The 21,175-nt window shown below is 73.3% G+C and carries 18 protein-coding genes; 14 read left to right on the top strand and 4 right to left on the bottom strand.

Going from position 1 to position 21,175, the window contains the following annotated elements:
• Nucleotides 1–35: 35 nt before the first annotated feature.
• From O7542_RS04835 to O7542_RS04855, 5 genes are all read left to right on the top strand, one after another.
• Nucleotides 36–560 (top strand): MarR family transcriptional regulator, encoded by a 525-nt coding sequence (locus O7542_RS04835; protein ID WP_064445294.1) that lies wholly within the window; start codon nt 36–38, stop codon nt 558–560.
• The gene (locus tag O7542_RS04840; RefSeq protein WP_281606445.1) at nt 557–2,215 is read left to right on the top strand and encodes a CocE/NonD family hydrolase; all 1,659 of its coding nucleotides are present in this window, start codon (nt 557–559) and stop codon (nt 2,213–2,215) included. The genes O7542_RS04835 and O7542_RS04840 overlap by 4 nt, the downstream gene beginning before the upstream one ends.
• A 170-nt stretch (nt 2,216–2,385) precedes the next feature.
• Nucleotides 2,386–3,294: a hypothetical protein gene (locus tag O7542_RS04845; protein WP_281605759.1), complete on the top strand. Its 909-nt coding sequence runs from the start codon at nt 2,386–2,388 to the stop codon at nt 3,292–3,294.
• A 97-nt stretch (nt 3,295–3,391) separates the two neighbouring features.
• Nucleotides 3,392–3,967, top strand: coding sequence for a metalloregulator ArsR/SmtB family transcription factor (locus O7542_RS04850; protein ID WP_210869607.1), 576 nt, complete (start codon nt 3,392–3,394; stop codon nt 3,965–3,967).
• 52 nt (nt 3,968–4,019) lie between these two features.
• Nucleotides 4,020–5,294 (top strand): MFS transporter, encoded by a 1,275-nt coding sequence (locus O7542_RS04855; RefSeq protein WP_210869595.1) that lies wholly within the window; start codon nt 4,020–4,022, stop codon nt 5,292–5,294.
• Nucleotides 5,295–5,345: 51 nt separating this feature from the next.
• On the opposite strand, the gene O7542_RS04860 is transcribed toward O7542_RS04855, so the two are convergent.
• Nucleotides 5,346–5,549 (bottom strand): cold-shock protein, encoded by a 204-nt coding sequence (locus tag O7542_RS04860; protein ID WP_013287480.1) that lies wholly within the window; start codon nt 5,547–5,549, stop codon nt 5,346–5,348.
• 181 nt (nt 5,550–5,730) lie between these two features.
• Here O7542_RS04860 and O7542_RS04865 point away from each other — a divergent pair, with 181 nt between their 5' ends.
• A complete protein-coding gene (locus tag O7542_RS04865; RefSeq protein ID WP_043331125.1) occupies nt 5,731–6,405 on the top strand; it encodes a 50S ribosomal protein L11 methyltransferase in 675 nt (224 codons plus the stop codon).
• An 89-nt stretch (nt 6,406–6,494) separates the two neighbouring features.
• Nucleotides 6,495–7,103 (top strand): VTT domain-containing protein, encoded by a 609-nt coding sequence (locus O7542_RS04870; RefSeq protein WP_069089083.1) that lies wholly within the window; start codon nt 6,495–6,497, stop codon nt 7,101–7,103.
• Nucleotides 7,104–7,148: 45 nt separating this feature from the next.
• Here O7542_RS04870 and O7542_RS04875 read toward each other — a convergent pair whose 3' ends face one another.
• Entirely contained in the window at nt 7,149–7,802 is a 654-nt protein-coding gene (locus O7542_RS04875; protein WP_043331130.1) for an MBL fold metallo-hydrolase, read from the bottom strand.
• Between the two features lie 8 nt (nt 7,803–7,810).
• Nucleotides 7,811–8,527, bottom strand: coding sequence for a maleylpyruvate isomerase family mycothiol-dependent enzyme (locus O7542_RS04880; protein ID WP_069089084.1), 717 nt, complete (start codon nt 8,525–8,527; stop codon nt 7,811–7,813).
• Nucleotides 8,528–8,748: 221 nt separating this feature from the next.
• Between O7542_RS04880 and rsgA the strand changes: the two genes are divergently transcribed.
• The 5 genes from rsgA to O7542_RS04905 all read left to right on the top strand — a co-directional run bounded on the left by rsgA (nt 8,749) and on the right by O7542_RS04905 (nt 17,083).
• Nucleotides 8,749–9,828, top strand: a complete 1,080-nt coding sequence (gene rsgA, locus O7542_RS04885) for a ribosome small subunit-dependent GTPase A (RefSeq protein ID WP_210870303.1) — start codon at nt 8,749–8,751, stop codon at nt 9,826–9,828.
• A 208-nt stretch (nt 9,829–10,036) separates the two neighbouring features.
• Nucleotides 10,037–12,985: an excinuclease ABC subunit UvrA gene (gene uvrA, locus O7542_RS04890; RefSeq protein WP_281605760.1), complete on the top strand. Its 2,949-nt coding sequence runs from the start codon at nt 10,037–10,039 to the stop codon at nt 12,983–12,985.
• A gap of 100 nt (nt 12,986–13,085) precedes the next feature.
• Nucleotides 13,086–13,574 (top strand): Rieske (2Fe-2S) protein, encoded by a 489-nt coding sequence (locus tag O7542_RS04895; RefSeq protein WP_064445299.1) that lies wholly within the window; start codon nt 13,086–13,088, stop codon nt 13,572–13,574.
• Nucleotides 13,575–13,649: 75 nt separating this feature from the next.
• The gene (uvrC, locus tag O7542_RS04900) at nt 13,650–15,599 is read left to right on the top strand and encodes an excinuclease ABC subunit UvrC (protein WP_210888127.1); all 1,950 of its coding nucleotides are present in this window, start codon (nt 13,650–13,652) and stop codon (nt 15,597–15,599) included.
• An 827-nt stretch (nt 15,600–16,426) separates the two neighbouring features.
• Complete coding sequence (locus tag O7542_RS04905; protein ID WP_069089087.1) at nt 16,427–17,083, top strand: C39 family peptidase; 657 nt, start codon at nt 16,427–16,429, stop codon at nt 17,081–17,083.
• 101 nt (nt 17,084–17,184) lie between these two features.
• On the opposite strand, the gene recQ is transcribed toward O7542_RS04905, so the two are convergent.
• Nucleotides 17,185–19,056: a DNA helicase RecQ gene (gene recQ, locus O7542_RS04910; RefSeq protein ID WP_281605761.1), complete on the bottom strand. Its 1,872-nt coding sequence runs from the start codon at nt 19,054–19,056 to the stop codon at nt 17,185–17,187.
• A gap of 198 nt (nt 19,057–19,254) precedes the next feature.
• On the opposite strand from recQ, the gene rapZ reads away from it, so the two are divergent.
• On the top strand, nt 19,255–20,151 hold the full coding sequence (gene rapZ / locus O7542_RS04915; protein ID WP_104113583.1) for an RNase adapter RapZ: 897 nt from the start codon (nt 19,255–19,257) through the stop codon (nt 20,149–20,151).
• Nucleotides 20,148–21,155 (top strand): 2-phospho-L-lactate transferase CofD family protein, encoded by a 1,008-nt coding sequence (locus O7542_RS04920; RefSeq protein ID WP_043329623.1) that lies wholly within the window; start codon nt 20,148–20,150, stop codon nt 21,153–21,155. Before rapZ ends, O7542_RS04920 begins: the two co-directional genes overlap by 4 nt.
• The last annotated feature ends 20 nt before the right edge of the window (nt 21,156–21,175 follow it).

The following is a 21,175-nucleotide window of genomic DNA, read 5'->3' on the forward strand; positions in this document are numbered from 1 at the left end:
CGGGCAGGGGGTGTCGGCGAGCGGTGGCGCACAGGATGTACCGGCGACGGGACGACCCGCGCGGGCGGATGATCGCCGAGATCACCAACGACCTGCGGCGCTACTCCGTCGACGCCCAGCACATCGGGCACGCCTTCGCCGGACTGCACGGGCTCAACGCCACCGACCTGCACGCGCTGATCGCGGTGATGGAGGCCGAGCTGGTCGGCGACCCGATCACCCCGGGCCGCCTCGGTGAGGCGCTCAACATCTCCTCCGGGTCGGTGACCGCGCTCGTCGACCGCCTGGAACGCGGCGGTCACATCCGCCGCGACCGGGACACCGCCGACCGCCGCAAGATCCTCCTGCACTACGCCGACCGTGGCGCCACGCTGGCGCAGAGCTTCTTCGGCCCGCTCGGGCGCCGCACCGACGAGGTGATGGACCGCTTCACCGACGACGAGCTGGCCGTGGTGCAGCGGTTCATGGCGGAGATGGTGCGCTCCATGCGTACCCACCGGGACGAGATCCGCGCCGCGCCCCGCCGCGGCGCCGCACCCGGCCCCGGCGAGGGCGACTGACCGTGCGGCTGGTCACCCGGGCCGCCGCCGCGGCGCTGCGACTACCGGCCGCCCGCACCGGGCGGGTCACCGTCACCCGGGACATCCCGGTCCGGGTCCGCGACGGGGTGACGCTGCGTGCCGACCACTACGCACCCAACCTGCCCGGCGCGCACTGCGTGCTGATCCGCACCCCGTACGGGCGGGGCGGGCCGATCCGCCTGCTCGGCCGCCTGATCGCCGAGCGGGGCTTCCACGTGGTCATCCAGTCCTGCCGCGGCACGTACGGCTCGGGCGGCGAGTTCGCGCCGCTGGTGCACGAGCGCGACGACGGCCTCGACACGCTGGACTGGCTGCGCCGCCAGCGCTGGTGGACCGGCGCGTTCGGCATGTTCGGTGCCAGCTACCAGGGCTTCGTGCAGTGGGCGCTCGCCGCCGAGGCGGGCGACGAGCTGCGCGCGATGGTTGCCGTGGTGACCGCGTCGGGCACCCGCGACTCCACGTACGCGGGGGAGTCGTTCGCCCTGGACACGGTGCTCACCTGGGCCGAGCTGCTCCAGGCGCAGACGGTGCCCTGGCTGGCCCGGCAGTGGGAACTCAAGCGCGGTCAGCCCCGCCTCGTCCGTGCCCTGGCGCACCTGCCGCTGGCCGAGGCGGACCGGGTCGCCACCGGTGTCACGGTGCCGTTCTTCCAGGAGTGGCTGCGCCACCACACCCCCGACGCCGACTACTGGCGTACCCGGGTCTTCGGCGAACGGATCACCGAGGTGCGCGCCCCGGTCGCCATGGTCAGCGGCTGGCAGGACATCTTCCTGCCGGCCCAACTCGACGACTACGCCCGCCTGCGGGCCGCCGGAGCGCGACCCCGCCTGGTCGTCGGCCCCTGGACCCACGGCAGCCCGGGGCTGCTCCTGGCGTCGCTGCGCGAAGGGCTGGACTGGCTCAACACGCACCTGGCGGGGCGGCCCGCGCCGCAGCGCGCGCCGGTGCGGGTGCACGTCGGCGGCGCCGGCGGCGGCTGGCGTGACCTGCCGGACTGGCCGCCGCCCGCCACGCCCGTGCGGTGGCACCTGCGCTCGGGCGGCGGGCTCGCCCCGGAGCCGCCGGAGCCCGGCACCACGCCCGACCGCTTCTGGTACGACCCGGCCGACCCGACCCCGTCGCTGGGCGGGCCGCTGCTCGTGGCCCAGCGGGCCGGCGCGGTCGACAACCGGCCGGTGGAGGCCCGGCCGGACGTGCTCACCTACACCGGTGGGCCGCTGCCGGAGCCGGTCGAGGTGGCCGGGCCGGTACGCGCCGAGATTCATGTACGCAGCGAACTGTCGTACCTGGACGTGTTCGTGCGTCTGTGCGACGTGGACCGGCGGGGGCGTTCCTGGAACGTCTGCGACGGGCTGGTCCGGGTCGAGCCGGGCCGGTTCCCGCGCGATCCGTCCGGTGTGGTCGCCGTGCCGGTGACGCTCTGGCCGACCGCGTACCGCTTCGCGCCCGGGCACCGGCTGCGGGTCCAGGTCTCCGGTGGCGCCCACCCCCGGTACGCGCGCAATCCCGGCACCGGTGAGCCACTCGGCACTGCCGTGACTCTTCGTGCTGGTTGGCGAGAGATTCTCAGCGATCGTGAGCATCCCTCGGGGTTGGAGCTGCCGCTCACGCGGACACCGTCCACAGCGGGCTGATAGTCCAAAAAACCGTCCCTGAGCTGGGCACTTCTGCCTAACCGTGGTTAAGCTCGGAGCAAGTGCCCGGTGCCGTGCAGTTATCCGGCGGGGCGCGTCCGCGGATCGCACGCCATCACGCGGTGTGATTGTCGTGCCCTCGCCGGTCATCGATCGGAAGGGGATCTGCCATGACGTCGGCCCCGGCGAACCTGCTGGCCGTCCGGAACCTGTTGCTCACCTATCTCAACGTCGACAAGAAGTCCGTACGCGCCGACGACCTGGAGCCGGCGGAGGTCGGCATCGTCGGCGACCCCAACCACCGGGGCGGCTACCACTGCGGATCCGACCGGGTCGTGACGAACGACTACTCGGTGGTGGAGTCCACCCGGGACCGGTCCGGCCTGACCCTGTACGCGTCCGCGTTGGACGTCGGCACGTTCTCCGTCCGCTCCGGCGGCGGTACGCACAACCTGCGGACGTTCTCCACCTGGATGGTGGCGCAGTGCGTGGCGAACGCGGCCGACACCCGGGACATCCGGGAGATCATCTACTCCCCGGACGGGCGGACCGTGCGCCGCTGGGACCGGCTGGGACGGCGCACCAGCGGCGACAGCAGCCACCTGTACCACACGCATTTCAGCTTCTTCCGTGACTCGACAAAGGCGGGGCGTGACCTGACCCCGCTGTTCCGCCGCTATCTGACCGCGATCGGAATGATCGCCACCGCGAAACCGGAGGACGACATGGAACAGACCGACCGGCTCATCAAGGACACCGGCTCGAAGAACCGCACTGTGGGCGACGTCCTGGCCGACCTGCAGAACCTGCGCAACTGGCTGATCTCGCCGGCCAACACCACCGGGCTGGTCAACCCGCCCATGCCCAACTCGCCGTTGCAGCAGATGCTGGCGATGCTGCGCGCCTGGCCGGCGCTGGTCGCGCAGGTGAACGAGTTGTCCGGCCGGGACTTCACCGACGAGCAGCAGATCGTCTCCGGTGTGCTGGCCGGGTTGCCGCCGGAGAAGATCGCCGAGGCCATCCCGCCGCAGATCGCCCGGGACGTGGCCGACGAGTTGTCCCGGCGGTTGATCGCCTGACGGTCCGGCGCCGCGACCGCGGGTCGCGGCGCCGTCGGCCGACGCATTCCGCAAGAGCTGTTGCGCAACAGCTCTTGCGGATGTGAGACTCGGGCGCATGGAACAGCGGACCGTCCGGCAGATCACCGACTCGCGGGTGCTCGCCGCGCTCGCCCACCCACTGCGCCGCCGGCTCATGGACGTGCTCAAGGTGTACGGCCCGTGCACCGTCGGCATGCTCGCCGACCGCACCGACCAGGCGCCGGCGAACGTGAGCCACCACCTCAAGGTGCTGGCCGCCGCCGACCTGCTGGTCGAGGCGCCCGAGCTGGCACGCGACCGCCGGGAACGCTGGTGGCGGCTGCGCGATCGCGGGGTGCGCTGGTCCAACAGCGACTTCGACGACGACCCGGCGGCCCGGGTGGTGGCCGACGCGGCCAGCTCGCTCAACCTGGAGCGGCACGCCGAGCTGGTCCGCGCCTGGCACGCCGCCCCCGACGAGGCGCACGCCGCGTGGGGAGAGGGGCCGTTCAGCACCGACAAGTGGCTGCACCTGACCCCGGACGAGCTGGCCGAGCTCAGCCGCGAGGTGATCGCGCTGTTCGCACGGTGGGCCGACCGGCCGGCGCCCGAGGACGGGCAGCGCCGCGAGCCGGTCTTCGTGTTCGCCCACGGCGTCCCGGGCCGGCCGTGACCGCCCACCGCGTTCCGGCGCCGCCCGCGAACGCCTTACCGGGGCGCGCGTCATGACCGCCCCCGCGCGCACGTCCGGGCCGGCCGCCCCGCCGCGCGGCGGGCTGTTCCGGCACCGGGACTTCCGGCTGCTCTGGACCGGCCACACGGTGAGCGCCGTCGGCAGCAACATGACCGCAGTGGCGCTGCCCCTGGTCGCGGTCGCGGTGCTCGACGCGAGCACGTTCCAGGTGGCGGTGCTCACCGCCGCGGCGTGGCTGCCCTGGCTGCTGGCCGGCCTGCCGGTCGGGGCGTGGGTCGACCGGGTCCGCCGTCGCCCGGTGATGATCGCCGCCGACCTCGCCGCCGCCGCGTTGTTCGCCAGCGTGCCGGTGGCCGCCCTGGCCGGGATGCTCACCGTCGGGCACCTGCTGGTCGTGGCGCTCGGCGCCGGCCTGGCCCGGGTCTTCTTCGAGACCGCCGACCAGGTCTACCTGCCCACGCTGCTGCGTCCCGAGCAGGTGCCCGAGGCGAACGCCCGGCTGCACGCCACCCAGACCGCGAGCTACCTCGTCGGCCCGGGACTGGCCGGTCTCGTCGCCCAGCTCGTCGGCGCGGTGACCGCGGTGGCGCTGGACGCGCTCACCTTCCTGCTGTCCGCGCTCTGCCTGCGCCGGATCAGCGCGGTCGAGGCCCGGCCGCACCGGAACGCCGGGACGACGTCGCTGCGCCGCGAGGTCGCCACCGGACTGCGGTTCGTCGTCCGCGACCCGTACCTGCGGGTGCTGACGGTCTTCGGGGCGGCGAGCAACATCGGGCTCACCGGCTACCAGGCGGTGCTCGTGGTGTTCCTGGTGCGCTCGGCCGAACTCCCGGCGGGCCTGGTCGGCCTCCTGATCGGACTCGCCAGCCTCGGCGGCGTGATCGGCGCCGCGCTCGCCGCGCGCCTGGCCCGCCGGATCGGCAGCGCCCGGACGTTGCTGGTCGCCGGCGCTCTCACCGGGCCGCCCGCGCTGCTCATCCCGCTCGCCGGTCCCGGCGCGCGGACCGCCTGGCTGGTGCTCGGCGGTGTGCTCGTGAGCCTGGGCGTCGCGATCGGCAACGTGGTCAAGGGCAGCTTCCGGCAGACGTACACCCCGCACCGGCTGCTCGGCCGCGTGACGGTGAGCATGCATCTGCTCAACTACGGCACCATTCCGCTGGCCGCCCTGCTCGCCGGCGCGCTGGGCGCGGCCTGGGGGCCGGGTGGCGCGATCCGGGTGATGACCGCGTGGCTGGCGCTGACCCCGCTGATCCTGCTGGCCGGGCCGCTACGGAGACGGCGCGACCTGCCGGCCGCGCCGTCCTGATGATGCGCTGCGGCGGCGGTCGGAGCCCCGACCGCCGCCACCGGCACGTCACTACATCGGACGGACGTTGTCCGCCTGCGGGCCCTTCTGGCCCTGGGTCACCTCGAACTCGACCTTCTGACCCTCGTTCAGCTCGCGGTAGCCACTGCTCTGGATGGCCGAGTAGTGGACGAACACGTCCGGGCCTCCGCCGTCCTGCTCGATGAAGCCGAAGCCCTTTTCCGAGTTGAACCACTTGACCGTGCCGGTTGCCATGCGTCTCTCCCTGTTCAATGCGGGCGAGCGCCGGCCCCGCGGCCGGTGGTCGCCCTGTACCACCCCGACAGTAACCGTCCGGACCGCAATCCGCTGCCGGAAGCGCGCGGCGCGCCCGTGAATACGTGCCGCGCCGGGAAAATGACCCCGGCGCCGGGCGCGGCGCGGCATGCTTGCCCCGATGAGCACGCAGACGGCTCTGGCCGACCTGGAACAGGAGATCGCGGTGCCCGGCGCGGGCCCGGACCGCCTGCGACTGGTCGACACGCCGTTCGTGCCCGAGGTGCGCCTGCACCTGGCCGAGGACGCCATCCTGTGGTGGGCCCGGATGGAGGCCGCCGCCGGTCGGTCGCTGCCGCCGCCGTACTGGGCGTCGGTCTGGGCCGGCGGGCAGGCGCTGGCCCGGCACCTGCTCGACCACCCCGAACTGGCCGCCGGGCGGCGGGTGCTCGACCTGGCCGCCGGATCGGGGCTGGTCGCCATCGCCGCCGCGCTCGCCGGGGCGGACGAGGTGGTCGCCAACGACATCGACCCGTACGCGGTGGCGGCCGTCACTGTGAACGCCCGCGCCAACCGGGTCCGGGTGGCGGCCGACGGCGACGACCTGCTCGACGGCGTCGCGGGCGCCGACCTGCTGGTGGCCGGGGACGTGCTCTACGACGCCGGACTGGCCGCGCGGGTCCTGCCCTACCTGCGGCGCTGCGCCGACCACGGCGTCGAGGTGCTGGTCGGCGACCCGGACCGGGGCCACCTGCCGCCGGGCGGGCTGGAGCTGGTGGCCAGCTACCCGGTGCCGACCACCGAGCCCTCCGTCGACTCCCCGGTACGCCGGGTGCAGGTGCTGCGACCCCGATGACCCTCAGGGATCTCCGGGTCGGGTGTCGGGGGCCACTGGGGGATCATGCCCGATGTGCCGGGTGACCGGCGGGCCATAGCGTGCAGCTCATGAACGATCTCGTGGCCGCCGCCGGTGAGCTGCCCACCACCCTCCTGATGGGTCTGCTGGGCATCGTGATGCTCGCCGACGCCGTACCCCTGATCGGGGTGCTGGTGCCCGGCGACGCGGCGGTCCTCGCGGCGGTCGGGGCCGGTCGCCCGGCCGGCGGGGCCCTGACCGTCGCCGCGGTGGTCACCGGCTGCCTGGCCGGCTGGTCGCTGAGCTTCTTCGCCGGACGGCGCTGGGGCGGGCAGCTGCGGGAGAGCCGGGTCGGCGGCTGGATCGGCGAGTCCCGGTGGACCGCCGCCGAGACGCTGCTGCACCGCGGTGGCGGACGGATCGTGCTGGTGGCGCCGTTCCTGCCGGTGTTCAACGCGCTGCTGCCGCTGGCCGCCGGCGGGCTGCGGATGTCGTACCGGCGGTTCCTGGCCTGCGCGGCGGCGGGGGCGACCGCCTGGGCCGGGCTCTACGTGGCGCTGGGCCTGACCGCGCGGGCGCTGACCGGGCTGCTGCCCGCGGCGCTCAACCCCACGGTGCTGACCATGGCGGTCGGGCTGCTGCTCGCCGGCCCGGTGCTGCTCGCCACCCGGCGCCGCCTGCGCGCGGTCACCGGCTGACCGCGCCCGGCCCGGCCGCCACGGGGGAGGCCGGACCGGGCGTGTTCACCAGCCGCGGGCGCGCCACTGCGGCAGCGCGGGCCGCTCGGCGCCGATGGTGCTGTCCTTGCCGTGGCCCGGGTAGAACCAGGTGTCGTCGGGCAGCCGGTCGAAGAGCTTGGCCTCGACGTCGTCGATGAGCTGCCCGAAGCGCTCCGGGTCCTGGTCGGTGTTGCCGACGCCGCCCGGGAAGAGAGAGTCGCCGGTGAACAGGTGCGGGGTGCCGGAGGGGTCGCGGTAGAGCAGCGCGATCGAGCCCGGCGTGTGCCCGCGCAGGTGGATGACCTCCAGCGCGCAGTCGCCGACCGGCACCGTGTCGCCCTCGCCGAGCCGCTCGGCGGAGATGGGCAGGCCCTCGGCGTCGTCGGCGTGCACGAGCGCGCGCGCCCCGGTCTTGGCCACCACCTCTTCCAGCGCGACCCAGTGGTCCATGTGCTGGTGCGTGGTCACCACGGCGGCCAGCCCGCCGTCGCCGGCCAGCTCCAGCAGGCGCGGCGCCTCGTTCGCGGCGTCGATCAGCACCTGCTCGCCGGTGGCGTTGCAGCGCAACAGGTAGGCGTTGTTGTCCATCGGGCCCACCGACAGCTTGGTGACGGTGAGCCGGTCGAGCTCGCGCACGGCCGGCGGCCCGCCGGGCGTGACGTCTCCGGTGTAGGTCATGACGATGTTCAGATCCATTCCGGTGGGTTGGGCAGAGGGCCGTCGGGGTCGACGGTGAGCAGCTCGCCCGCGCCCCGGCCGGTCAGCCAGGCGGCGAGTTCCGGCGCGGGGCCGGTGACCGTGGGCGCCCCCTCGGGGTCACCCACGACGAGTTCGGAGGCCGCGCCGTCGAAGCGCAGCACCATGGCCGGCGCGGCCGGATTGCCGGACAGCCCGGTCACCACCTCGTGCAGCAGCCGCTGGGCGAACGCCTCCGGCCAGTCCGCCGGAAGGTAACCGGCCGCCAGGTCGACGTGGTGGACCTCGACCTCGCGCAGCCGGCCCCAGACCAGCATCGCCGCCGGCCAGGGGCCGCGCCGGGTCTGCACGGTGGCACCCCAGGCGTCCACGGGCATCGCCGCGACCGCCGCGTCGAAGCGCTGGCCGCTGCGGCGTACGTCGTCGAGCAGGTCGGCCGGACCCCGGTCGGCGCCGGCGTCGATGTCGGCGGCGCGGGCCTGCGCCGAGGCGTACATCGGGATGTCCTCGCCGGTGCGCGCGGAGGTGAGCAGGTTGACGAACCCGTCGGCGTTGCGGGCCAGGTGGGTGAGCACGTGCGCCCGGGACCAGCCCGGCAGCAGCGAGGGCGCCGCGACGTCCGCCGCGGTCAGGCCGGACACGGTACGCAGGAGACGGTCGTTCGCCTCGGCCAGCGGGCCGGTCAGCAGCAGGGGGTCGGTGGTCATCGCGTTCTCACGGTTCGACACTAGCGGGCCCGGGCAGGGCGCGCCGCCGGGGAAATCGCTTTCGGCGCGTCGGCGCGGCACCTACCGTCGGGGCCGACGACCTGGGCCGCCCGGTCCGCGTCGTCGCCAACGCGGCACCGGGAGTCGGAGAGGAGGTGGTGCGCATGCCGGTCGCAGCGCGTGTGCTCCACCACGTATCCCTCGACACCGAAGAGGACACCATGACTCTCGACCTGACCGCCCTCGGCTGGGACGCCGGCTGGGCGGCCCACCTCGACCGGCGCGCCGGCCACCGTCCCGGGCGGGTCGCCCGGGTGGACCGGGGCGTCTGCACCGTGCTGAGCCCGCAGGGGCCGGTGCGGGCCAGCCTCGGCGGCGCCGTGCTCGCCGCCGCCGCCCGTGACCTGACCGCGCTGCCCTGCGCGGGCGACTGGGTGCTGCTGTCCACCTGGCCGGACGGCCCGGTCACGGTGGAGGCGGTGCTGCCGCGGCGTACCGCGCTGGTGCGCCGTACCGCCGGCAAGGACGCCAGCGGCCAGGTGCTGGCCGCCAACCTCGACGCCGCCGCGGTGGTCGAGCCGGTGCACCCGGAACCGGACGCCGCACGGATCGAACGGCTGCTCTCCCTGGCGCACGAATCCGGGGCGCAGCCGCTCGTCGTGCTCACCAAGGCCGACCTGGCCGCCGACCCGGAGGCGGTGGCCCGGCAGCTGGCCGACCTCGCGCCGGGCGTGCCGGTGCTGCCGGTCAGCGCCGAGCGGGGCGCCGGCCTGGCGCCGCTGCGCCGGTTCGTCGGCCCCGGGCGCACGCTCGGCCTGCTCGGCCCCTCCGGCGCCGGCAAGTCGAGCCTGGTCAACGCGCTGGCCGGGGCGGACGTGATGCGCACCCAGGCGATCCGCCGCGTCGACGGCAAGGGCCGGCACACCACCACCTGGCGGTCGCTGGTGCCGCTGCCGGGTGGGGGAGCGGTGCTGGACACCCCCGGCGTACGGGCGGTCGGCCTGCTCGACGGCGCGGCCGGCCTGGACCGTGCCTTCGCCGACATCGCCGAGCTGGCCGCCGGCTGCCGGTACGGCGACTGCGCCCACGACGCCGAGCCGGGCTGCGCGGTGCGCGACGCGCTGGAGGACGGCGCGCTGCCGGCGCGCCGCTGGGAGAGCTGGCGCCGGCTGCAGCGGGAGATCGAGTACGAGGGCGGCCGGCGCGCGGCCCGGCTGGCGGCCGAACGGCGGGGCGGCTGGCGTGGCGGGCGGCGACGTACCGGGCGTCCGGCGCCGCCCCCCGCACCCGGGGCATTCTGAACCTGCGCGAGCCGGTCGGGTGGGCGTGAGTGGTTCCCGCCCGACCGGCCTGAGCTGGGGGAATGTTCGCGAGACGGAAGTTGTCATACGTCGGGGCTAGAGTTGCCGAGGCGTCTTCTCTGCGCCCCGACAACCTGTGAAAACCACCCAGACCCGGCGTCTGGTGCACAGATCCGCCTCATATTCTTCTTCCGGGAGCACACGCACCGTGGCCGACCGACTGATCATCCGTGGCGCGCGCGAGCACAACCTGCGTGACGTCAGTCTCGACCTGCCCCGGGACGCCCTGATCGTCTTCACCGGGCTGTCCGGTTCGGGCAAGTCGAGCCTGGCGTTCGACACCATCTTCGCCGAGGGGCAGCGCCGCTACGTCGAGTCGCTGTCGTCGTACGCCCGGCAGTTCCTCGGGCAGATGGACAAGCCCGACGTCGACTTCATCGAGGGCCTCAGCCCCGCCGTCTCCATCGACCAGAAGTCCACCTCGCGCAACCCCCGCTCCACCGTCGGCACCATCACCGAGGTCTACGACTACCTCCGCCTGCTGTTCGCCCGCATCGGCGAGCCGCACTGCCCGATCTGCGGCGAGCGGATCTCCAAGCAGAGCCCGCAGCAGATCGTCGACCGGGTCCTGGCCATGGCCGAGGGCACCCGGTTCATGGTGCTCGCGCCGGTGGTGCGCGGCCGCAAGGGCGAGTACGTCGACCTGTTCGCCGAGCTCCAGGCCAAGGGCTACGCCCGGGCCCGGGTCGACGGCGTGGTGCACCCGCTGACCGAGCCGCCGAAGCTCAAGAAGCAGGAGAAGCACACCATCGAGGTGGTGATCGACCGGCTCAGCGTCAAGCCCAGCGCCAAGCAGCGGCTGACCGACTCGGTCGAGGCCGCGCTCGGTCTCTCCGGCGGCCTGGTGCTGCTCGACTTCGTCGACCTGCCGGAGGACGACCCGGCCCGGGAGCGCCGCTACTCCGAGCACCTGGCCTGCCCGAACGACCACCCCCTCGCGATCGAGGACCTGGAACCCCGGGTCTTCTCCTTCAACGCGCCCTACGGCGCGTGCCCCGAGTGCACCGGCCTGGGCACGAAGAAGGAGGTCGACCCCGAGCTGGTCATCCCCGACCCGGAGCGCACGCTGCGCGAGGGCGCGATCCAGCCGTGGGCCACCGGGCACAACCTCGAATACTTCCTGCGGCTGCTGGAGGCGCTCGGCGAGGCCGAGCACTTCGACATCGACACGCCGTGGCGGAAGCTGCCGTCGCGGGCGCAGAAGACGATCCTGCACGGCTCCGACGACCAGGTGCACGTGCGCTACCGCAACAAGTACGGCCGCGAGCGCTCCTACTACACCGGCTTCGAGGGCGTGGTGCAGTGGATCGAGCGCCGGCACACCGACACCGAGTCGGAGTGGTCCCGGGAGAAGTACGAGGGCTACATGCGGGACGTGCCCTGCGCGGCCTGCGGCGGCGCACGGCTCAAGCCCGAGGTGCTCGCGGTCACCCTGGCCGGCAAGAGCATCGCCGAGGTCTGCAACCTGTCCGTGGGTGAGGCCGCCGACCTGCTCGCCGGCATCGAGCTGACCGACCGGCAGAAGATGATCGCCGAGCGGGTGCTCAAGGAGATCAACGCCCGGCTGAAGTTCCTGCTCGACGTCGGGCTGGACTACCTCTCCCTGGACCGGCCCGCCGGCACGCTCTCCGGTGGCGAGGCGCAGCGCATCCGGCTCGCCACCCAGATCGGCTCCGGCCTGGTCGGCGTGCTCTACGTGCTCGACGAGCCGTCGATCGGCCTGCACCAGCGCGACAACCACCGGCTCATCGAGACGCTGCTGCGGCTGCGCGGGCTGGGCAACACGCTGATCGTGGTCGAGCACGACGAGGACACCATCCGGGTGGCCGACTGGATCGTCGACATCGGCCCGGGCGCGGGCGAGCACGGCGGCAAGATCGTGCACAGCGGCTCGGTGCCGGCGCTGCTCGACAACACCGAGTCGGTCACCGGGGCGTACCTGTCCGGGCGCAAATCCATCCCGACGCCTGCCGGCCGCCGCCCGCAGACGCCGGGCCGCGAGCTGGTGGTGCACGGCGCGCGCGAGCACAACCTGCGCAACCTCACCGTGAACTTCCCGCTCGGCCAGCTCATCGCGGTCACCGGGGTCAGCGGCTCGGGCAAGTCGACGCTGGTCAACGACATCCTCTACACGGTGCTCGCCAACCAGATCAACGGCGCGCGGCTGGTGCCCGGCCGGCACACCCGCATCACCGGCCTGGAGCACGTGGACAAGGTCGTCGGCGTGGACCAGTCGCCGATCGGGCGTACCCCGCGCTCCAACCCGGCCACCTACACCGGCGTCTGGGACCACATCCGCAAGCTCTTCGCCGAGACCACCGAGGCCAAGGTCCGGGGGTACGGCCCGGGCCGGTTCTCGTTCAACGTCAAGGGCGGGCGCTGCGAGGCGTGCTCCGGCGACGGCACCATCAAGATCGAGATGAACTTCCTGCCGGACGTCTACGTCCCCTGCGAGGTGTGCAAGGGCGCGCGCTACAACCGCGAGACACTCGAGGTGCACTACAAGGGCAAGACGGTCGCCGAGGTGCTGGACATGCCGATCGAGGAGGCGGCCGAGTTCTTCTCCGCCATCCCGGCCATCCACCGGCACCTCCGGACGCTGGTCGACGTCGGCCTCGGCTACGTGCGCCTCGGCCAGCCCGCGCCGACGCTGTCCGGCGGTGAGGCGCAGCGCGTCAAGCTCGCCTCCGAGCTGCAGAAGCGCTCCACCGGCCGCACCGTCTACGTACTCGACGAGCCGACCACCGGCCTGCACTTCGAGGACATCCGCAAGCTGCTGATGGTGCTGGAGGGGCTGGTCGACAAGGGCAACACCGTCATCACCATCGAGCACAACCTCGACGTGATCAAGACGGCCGACTGGCTCATCGACATGGGCCCCGAGGGTGGCCACCGGGGCGGCACGGTCCTCGCCACCGGCACGCCGGAGGAGGTCGCCGAGGTGCCGGAGAGCCACACCGGGCAGTTCCTGCGGCCGATCCTCAAGCTCGACGGCAAGGCCAAGGGCGCCAAGGCGGCCACCAGCCGGGCGGCCAAGGCCAACGGCAACGGCGGCGCCAAGCCGCGGGCCCGCAAGGTGCCGGCCGCGGCGCGCTGACCGACGTCCTCCATGCGATGCCCGGTACGTTGACGCGCCAGTATGAACCGTGCCCCACGCTGGTGCGTGTTTCCGCAGTAAGCCGAGAGAAAGGCCGGATATGAGTGATGATCAGGCGTTGACCCGACCGGTCACCCAGAGCCGCCGTGCCCTGCTCGCCGGAGCCGGGGCGGTCGGCGCGGCAGTGGTGCTCGCGGGCTGCGGCAGCGACGACGAGGCCTCGCCCGGGCTCGCCCCGACCAGCGGCGGCCCGCCCGGCGCCACCGCCACCGGGGACGCCGGCGGCGGCGACCGGGCCGGCAGCAACTCCGTGGCCCGCACCTCGGACATCCCGGTCGGCGGCGGCGCGGTCTTCGCCAGCCAGGGCGTGGTCATCACCCAGCCCGAGGCCGGCCAGTTCAAGGCGTTCGACCCGATCTGCACGCACCAGCGCTGCCCGGTGTCGAACGTCGACGGCGGCACGATCAACTGCACCTGCCACAACAGCCGCTTCTCCATCGTCGACGGCTCGGTGAAGGGCGGCCCGGCCACCAAGCCGCTCGCCGCGAAGGACATCACCGTCGACGGCGACCAGATCCGCCTGGCCTGACCACCCGCCGCGCCCCCGGTCACCCGGGGGCGCGGCGGCGGCCGGGTGTCAGGGGTGCGGACTAGGCTTGACAGCGTGGCTGACCCCTCGACGTACCGTCCCGCGCCCGGCACCATCCCGGAATCGCCAGGGGTCTACCGCTTCCGCGACGGCACCGGGCGGGTGATCTACGTCGGCAAGGCGCGCAACCTGCGCAGCCGGCTCAACTCCTACTTCGCCGACCCGGTCGGCCTGCACCAGCGCACCCGGCAGATGGTCTTCACCGCCGAGTCGGTCGACTGGATCACCGTCGCCACCGAGGTCGAGGCGCTCCAGCAGGAATACACCTGGATCAAGCAGTACGACCCGAGGTTCAACGTCCGCTACCGCGACGACAAGTCGTACCCCTATCTCGCGGTCACACTCGACGAGGAATACCCCCGGTTGCAGGTGATGCGGGGCGTCAAGCGCAAGGGCGTGCGCTACTTCGGGCCGTACTCCCACGCCTGGGCGATCCGCGAGACGCTCGACCTGCTGCTGCGCGTCTTCCCGGCGCGGACCTGCTCGTCCGGGGTGTTCAAGCGGGCCGGGCAGGTCGGCCGGCCCTGCCTGCTCGGTTACATCGGCAAGTGCTCCGCGCCGTGCGTCGGCAGCGTCACCGCCGAACGCCACCGGGAGATCGTCGACGGTTTCTGCGACTTCATGGCGGGTCGCACCGACACCATGGTCCGCCGGCTGGAGAAGGAGATGCTCGACGCCAGCGAGCAACTGGAGTTCGAGCGGGCCGCCCGCCTGCGCGACGACGTCGCGGCGCTGCGCCGGGCGATGGAGAAGCAGACCGTGGTGCTCGGCGACGGCACCGACGCCGACGTGGTCGCCTTCGCCGACGACCCGCTCGAAGCCGCCGTGCAGGTGTTCCACGTCCGCGGCGGCCGGGTGCGCGGCCAGCGCGGCTGGGTGGTGGAGAAGACCGAGGAGCTGAGCACCGGCGACCTCGTGCACCACTTCTGCACCCAGGTGTACGGCGGCGAGCAGGGCGAGGCCGACGTGCCCCGCGAGCTGCTCGTGCCCGAGCTACCAGGCGACGCCGACGCGCTCGCCGACTGGCTCTCCACCCGCCGGGGCAGCCGGGTGTCGCTGCGGGTGCCGCAGCGCGGCGACAAACGGTCGCTGCTGGAGACCGTCGAGCGCAACGCCAAGGACGCGCTGGCCCGGCACAAGCTCAAGCGGGCCGGCGACCTGACCACCCGCAGCCAGGCGCTCGACGAGATCGCCGACGCGCTCGGCATGAACACCTCGCCGCTGCGCATCGAGTGCTACGACGTCTCCCAGATCCAGGGCACCGACGTGGTCGCCAGCATGGTCGTGTTCGAGGACGGGCTGCCCCGCAAGAGCGAGTACCGCCGCTTCATCGTGCGCGGCGCCACCGACGACCTGTCGGCCATGTCCGAGGTGCTGCGGCGGCGCTTCGCCCGCTACCTCGACGCCCGCGCCGAGACCGGGGAGCTGGGCGAGGAGACCGCCTCCGACCCGGACCGCCCCGGCATCGACCCGACCACCGGGCGGCCGCGCAAGTTCGCGTACCCGCCGCAGCTCGTGGTGGTCGACGGTGGCCCGCCGCAGGTGGCCGCCGCCGCGAAGGCGCTCGCCGAGCTGGGCATCGACGACGTGGCGCTGTGCGGGCTGGCGAAGCGGCTGGAGGAGGTGTGGCTGCCCGACGACGAGTTCCCGGTGATCCTGCCCCGCACGTCCGAGGCGCTCTACCTGCTGCAACGGGTCCGCGACGAGGCGCACCGCTTCGCCATCACGTTCCACCGGCAGCGGCGCTCCAAGCGGATGACCGAATCGGCGCTGGACAACGTCCCCGGCCTCGGCGAGGTACGCCGCAAGGCGCTGCTGCGGCACTTCGGCTCGCTGAAGCGGCTGTCGTCGGCCACCGTGGAGGAGATCACCGAGGTGCCCGGGGTGGGCAGGCGTACGGCCGAGGCGATCCTGGCCGCGCTGGACGGCTCCACCGACGCCACCACGGCCGCCCCCCGTTCCTGACCCTTCGCCTGCTCGCGCCTGCTCGCGCCTGCTCGCGCCTGCTCGCGCCTGCTCGCGCCTGCTCGCGCCTGCTCGCGCCTGCTCGCGCCTGCTCGCGCCTGCCGTCGTGGCCCCCGGCCGCTGTCCAGCGTGCGTCAACAAACGCCCGTTGTCCGGCCCGCCGGCCCGCCACCGCCGTCGCGTGCCGTGGGTGGAACGCCGTGGGTGTCTCGGGCTGCTTTTGACACCCATGCCGCTCCAGTCGCCGTCGCCAGGTGCCTCGGGTGGAACGCCATGGGTGTCTCCGCCCGCCTTTGACACATACGCCGTTCCAGCCAATGCCTGTTCCCGGTGGGCGGAACCGTCCACCTTGCAGTTTGTGCCTAACGTATGACCGCTTTGTGAGGCTTGTCCGGGGGCCGACTGCAAGGTCTGCCGTGCGCGTGCACCGCGAAGGCGCCGCCCAGTGCGCCCTGGGGCCGGTGTCCGGTTTGCCGGGGTGGCGCGTTGTGGTCGGCGCCATGCTCACGGCGGAATCCGGGGTGGGGTGCAGGCGTTGTACATGGCTGACCGCCCAGGCACCAGGGCCGAGCGCTCAACCCCGGTCCGCCCGGCGCCACGGGGCAGGTCACGGGAATCGCCCCGGCCCGGCCGTCGTTACATCCCCCGACGACGAGCACCCCCGCCGGCGGGAATGACCCCGGCCCGGTGGTCGTTACATCCCCGAGCCGCGGAGCAGCCCCCTTTCGGGGCGCCCGCGTGCCAGCCCGCTCGACGGGCGCCCCCCAAGACTTTTCCCCTTCGCGGCACCCCTGCCGCGTATCCCCCATTTCAGGGAGGCAACCATCATGGCTACCACTCTGCTGCGCAAGACCGTTCTGACCGCTGCTGGTGTCGTCGCCACCGCCGGTGGCATCGCCGGCCCCGCCGTCGCCGCCCACGCCGCCCCGGCCGAGAAGGCCGCCATCGTCGCCGACCGCAAGAGCGGTCATGGTGAGCGTGAGCTGGACGTGCGCTACGAGGCCCAGCCGAACTTCTACTTCTGCGGCCCCGCCGCCGCCCGCAACGCGCTGAGCGTGCAGGGCAAGAACATCGACGTGCACGCCATGGCCCGCGAGATGGGCACCACCGAGGCCGGCACCAACTCCATCAACGACATCACCCCCGTGCTGAACAAGGAGACCGGCGCCAAGGACGCCTACAAGTCGGTCGAGATCAGCACCCCCAAGGCCGACGACAAGCAGACCGACAAGCTGCGCGCCGACGTGGTGAAGACCGTCGACGCCGGCCGGGCCGTGGTCGCCAACATCGCCGGCACCGCCACCGACACCGACGGCACCACCCACTCCTTCGAGGGCGGCCACTACATCAGCGTCATCGGCTACCGCGACGACGGCAAGACCGTCACCATCGCCGACAGCGCCGACCCGAACACCGCCACCTACCGGATGAGCATCGACAACCTCGCCGACTGGATCGCCACCCGCGGCTACAGCACCAGCTAAGACCAACACCGCCGCACCCATGGCTGCAGAGCAAGAACGGCAGCACGCACACCGGAAGGGCCCGACCCCCACCACAGGGGTCGGGCCCTTCCGCGCGTACGTCAGGACTCGGCGAGGACGGCCAGGATCGCGTCGCCGTACTTGGCGAGCTTGTTCTCGCCCACCCCGCTGACCCGGGACAGTTCGGCCAGGGAGGCGGGCGGCTCGGCGGCGATCTGCCGCAGCGTCGCGTCGTGGAAGATGACGTACGCCGGGACGCTCTGCTCCTTGGCGGTGGCCGCGCGCCACGCGCGGAGCCGCTCGAAGACCGGCGCGGCGGCGGGGGAGAGGTCGGCGACCACAGTGGCCGCGCCCCGGGGCTTGGCGGACCGGCCGGCCGCCGGCCGCTCCGGCTCCTTGCGCAGCGTGACCGTACGGCGGCGGCCGAGCACGTCCGCGCTGGCCTCGGTCAGCGCCAGCGTGCCGTAGTCGCCCTCGACGGCGAGCAGACCCTCGGCGAGCAGTTGCCGCACCACGCCACGCCACTCGGTCTCGCGCAGCTCGGTGCCGATGCCGAACGTGCTGAGCGAGTCGTGGCCGTGCTGGTCGATCTTGTCGGTGTGCTTGCCGAGCAGGATGTCGATGCTGTGCCCGGCGCCGAAGCGCTGGTTGCGTTCGCGGTCGAGCCGGTAGACGGTGGAGAGCAGCTTCTGCGCGGCGACAGTGCCGTCCCAGGACTCGGGCGGGTCGAGGCAGGTGTCGCAGTTGCCGCAGGCGGCCACGCCGGTCTCGCCGAAGTATTCGAGCAGCTGGGCGCGGCGGCAGCGGACCGTCTCGCAGAGCGCCAGCATCGCGTCCAGGTGGGCGGCGAGGTTGCGCCGGTGCGCCAGGTCGCCCTCCGACGTCTCGATCATCTTGCGCTGCTGCACCACGTCCTGCAGCCCGTACGCCAGCCAGGCGGTGGACGGCAAGCCGTCGCGCCCGGCGCGGCCGGTCTCCTGGTAGTAGCCCTCGACCGACTTCGGCAGGTCCAGGTGGGCGACGAAGCGTACGTCGGGCTTGTCGATGCCCATGCCGAACGCGATCGTGGCGACCATGACCAGCCCGTCCTCGCGCAGGAAGCGCTGCTGGTTGGTGGCGCGGGTCGTGGCGTCCAGCCCGGCGTGGTACGGCAGCGCGGGGATGCCGTTGGCGACCAGGAACTCGGCGGTCTTCTCCACCGAGGCCCGGGACAGGCAGTAGACGATGCCGGCGTCGCCCGGATGCTCGTCGCGCAGCAGGCTGAGCAGCTGGCGGCGGGGCTCCCGCTTCGGCACGATCCGGTACTGGATGTTGGGCCGGTCGAAGCTGGCCACGAAGTGCCGGGCCTCGGTGAGCCGCAGCCGGGTGGCGATCTCGGTGCGGGTCGCCCGGGTCGCGGTGGCGGTCAGCGCGATGCGCGGCACGTCCGGCCAGCGTTCGTGCAGCATCGACAGGTTGAGGTAGTCGGGGCGGAAGTCGTGCCCCCACTGCGACACGCAGTGCGCCTCGTCGATCGCGAACAGCGCGATCCGGCCGCGCTCCAGCAGGCCGAGCGTGGACCGCACCGCCAGCCCTTCCGGGGCCAGGTAGAGCAGGTCCAGCTCGCCGGCCAGGTAGGCCGCCTCGACCCGGCGCCGCTGCGCCGGGTCCTGCGTCGAGTTGAGGAAACCGGCGCGTACGCCGACGGCGGTGAGCGCGTCGACCTGGTCCTGCATGAGCGCGATCAGCGGGGAGACCACTACCGCCACGCCGTCGCGGACCAGCGCGGGGATCTGGTAGCACAGCGACTTGCCGCCACCGGTGGGCATGAGCACCAGCGCGTCGCCGCCGGACACCACGTGTTCGACGACGTCCTGCTGGAAGCCGCGGAAGGCGTCGTACCCGAAGACCCGCCGCAACACGTCGAGCGCGTCGCCGGTCGGTGGGGAGCCGGCCGGTGCGGAGGTGGTCCGCTCGTCGGTGGGGGAGACCATCCGCGCAGTCTACGAGCGTCCCCCGACAGCGCCCGTCCGGCGAGCCGGTCCGGGGGTGGCGACATGTTCCGGTGGTCACCCCGTGGAATCCCGGACGGGGTCGCAGCCGTTAGAGTCGCTGATTGACCATGCGCGGCCGACCGGCCGCGGCGCCACGGCTGGGGGTAGCGGGTGAGCGAGGCGCGTACAGCGGGTGACCTGGGGCCGAGCGAGGCGGAGACGGCGCCGGCCGAGTCGGACACCTCACTGGTGGTGGTGACCGGGCTGTCCGGCGGCGGGCGCAGCACGGTGGCCCGGGCGCTGGAGAACGTCGGCTACTACGTGGTCGACAACCTGCCCCAGGCGCTGCTGCTCGACATGGCCGAGCTGGCCTTCAAGGCCGGCGGCGCGGCCCGGCGTACGGCGATGGTGCTGGACGTGCGCTCGCGCGCCTTCTCCACCGACCTGGCCGGGGCGATCCGGGAGCTGCGCGAGCGCGGCTTCTCCCCCCGGGTGGTCTTCGTCGACGCCGACGACGAGGTGCTGATCCGCCGGTTCGAGAGCGTGCGCCGCTCGCACCCGCTGCAGGGCGACGGGCGGCTGGCCGACGGCATCGCCGTCGAGCGGACGCTGCTGGAGGAGGCACGCGAGCAGGCCGACGTGATCATCGACACCAGCCACCTGAACGTGAACCAGCTTCGACGCCGGGTGGAGGAGCTGTTCGGCGGCGAGGACGCCCGCCGGCTGCGGATCACCGTGATCTCGTTCGGCTTCAAGTACGGCCTGCCGCCGGACGCCGACTTCGTGATGGACGCCCGGTTCCTGCCGAACCCGTACTGGGTGCCGGAGCTGCGCGAGCACACCGGCCGGGAGGAGGCGGTCAGCGCGTACGTGCTGGGCCAGGAGGGCGCGGACGCCTTCGTGGCCGGGTACGCCGACCTGGTCAACGCCACCACCGCCGGTTTCGAGCGGGAGGGCAAGCGCTACCTGACCGTGGCGGTCGGCTGCACCGGCGGCAAGCACCGCAGCGTGGCGATCGCCGAGGAGCTGGCCGCCCGGCTGCGCCGCTCCGGTATCGCCGCCAACGCCCAGCACCGGGACCTGGGGCGGGAGTGACCCCGACCAGGGTGGTCGCCTTCGGTGGCGGGCACGGGCTCTCGGCGTCGCTGCGGGCGCTGCGGCACTGCGTACCCGAACTGGACCTGGACATCACCGCGGTGGTCACCGTCGGCGACGACGGCGGGTCCAGCGGGCGGCTGCGCGCGGAGCGCGGCGGCCTGCCCCCGGGTGACCTGCGTCAGGCGCTCGTGGCGCTGGCCGGCGACCATCCGGCCACCCGGCGCAGCGCGGCGCTGTTCCAGTACCGCTTCACCACCGCGACGCCGCCCCCGCCGACGCTCGCCGCGCCGGTTCCGGCCGCCCGCGCCGGCGACTCGCTCGCCGGTCACGCGGTCGGCAACCTGCTGCTGCACGGCCTGACCGAGCTGCTCGGCGATCCGGTGGCCGCGCTCGACCACGCGGGCGCGATGCTCGGCGCGGTGGGGCGGGTGCTGCCGATGTCCCGTCAGCCGGTGGGCATCGAGGCCCGGGTCCGCGGCGCGGACCCGGCCCATCCGGACGAGGTGTCCACCGTGCGCGGCCAGCACCAGGTCGCGGTCACCCCGGGCACCGTCGAGTCGCTGCGGCTCAACCCACCCGCGCCGGCCGCGTGCGCCGAGGCGGTGACAGCGGTACGCGCCGCGGACTGGCTGATCTTCGGGCCGGGCAGCTGGTACACGAGCGTGCTGCCGCACCTGCTGGTGCCGGGCCTGGCCGACGCGATCGTCTCCAGTCCGGCGCGGCGGCTGGTGACGCTCAACCTGGTGGCGGAGAAGGAGACCTCGGGGCTCTCCCTGCCCGACCATCTGGACACGCTGCGGCGCTATCTGCCCGAGCTGAAGGTGGACCGGGTGCTGGCGGACTCCACGGCGGTGGGTGATCCCGCGGCGGTCGAACGTGCGGCAGAATCGCTTGGTGCCCGGCTGGTCCTCGCTCCCGTCGCCGTCCTCGACGGCACGCCCCGTCATGATCCAGCCGCACTGGGCGCCGCGCTGGTGCCTGTCCTGCGCGCCGATCGTTAGACACGTACGTAATCACCGGC

Origin of the sequence: Micromonospora sp. WMMC264, from assembly GCF_027497275.1 — a bacterium.
Classification (GTDB): Bacteria; Actinomycetota; Actinomycetes; order Mycobacteriales; family Micromonosporaceae; genus Micromonospora; species Micromonospora chalcea.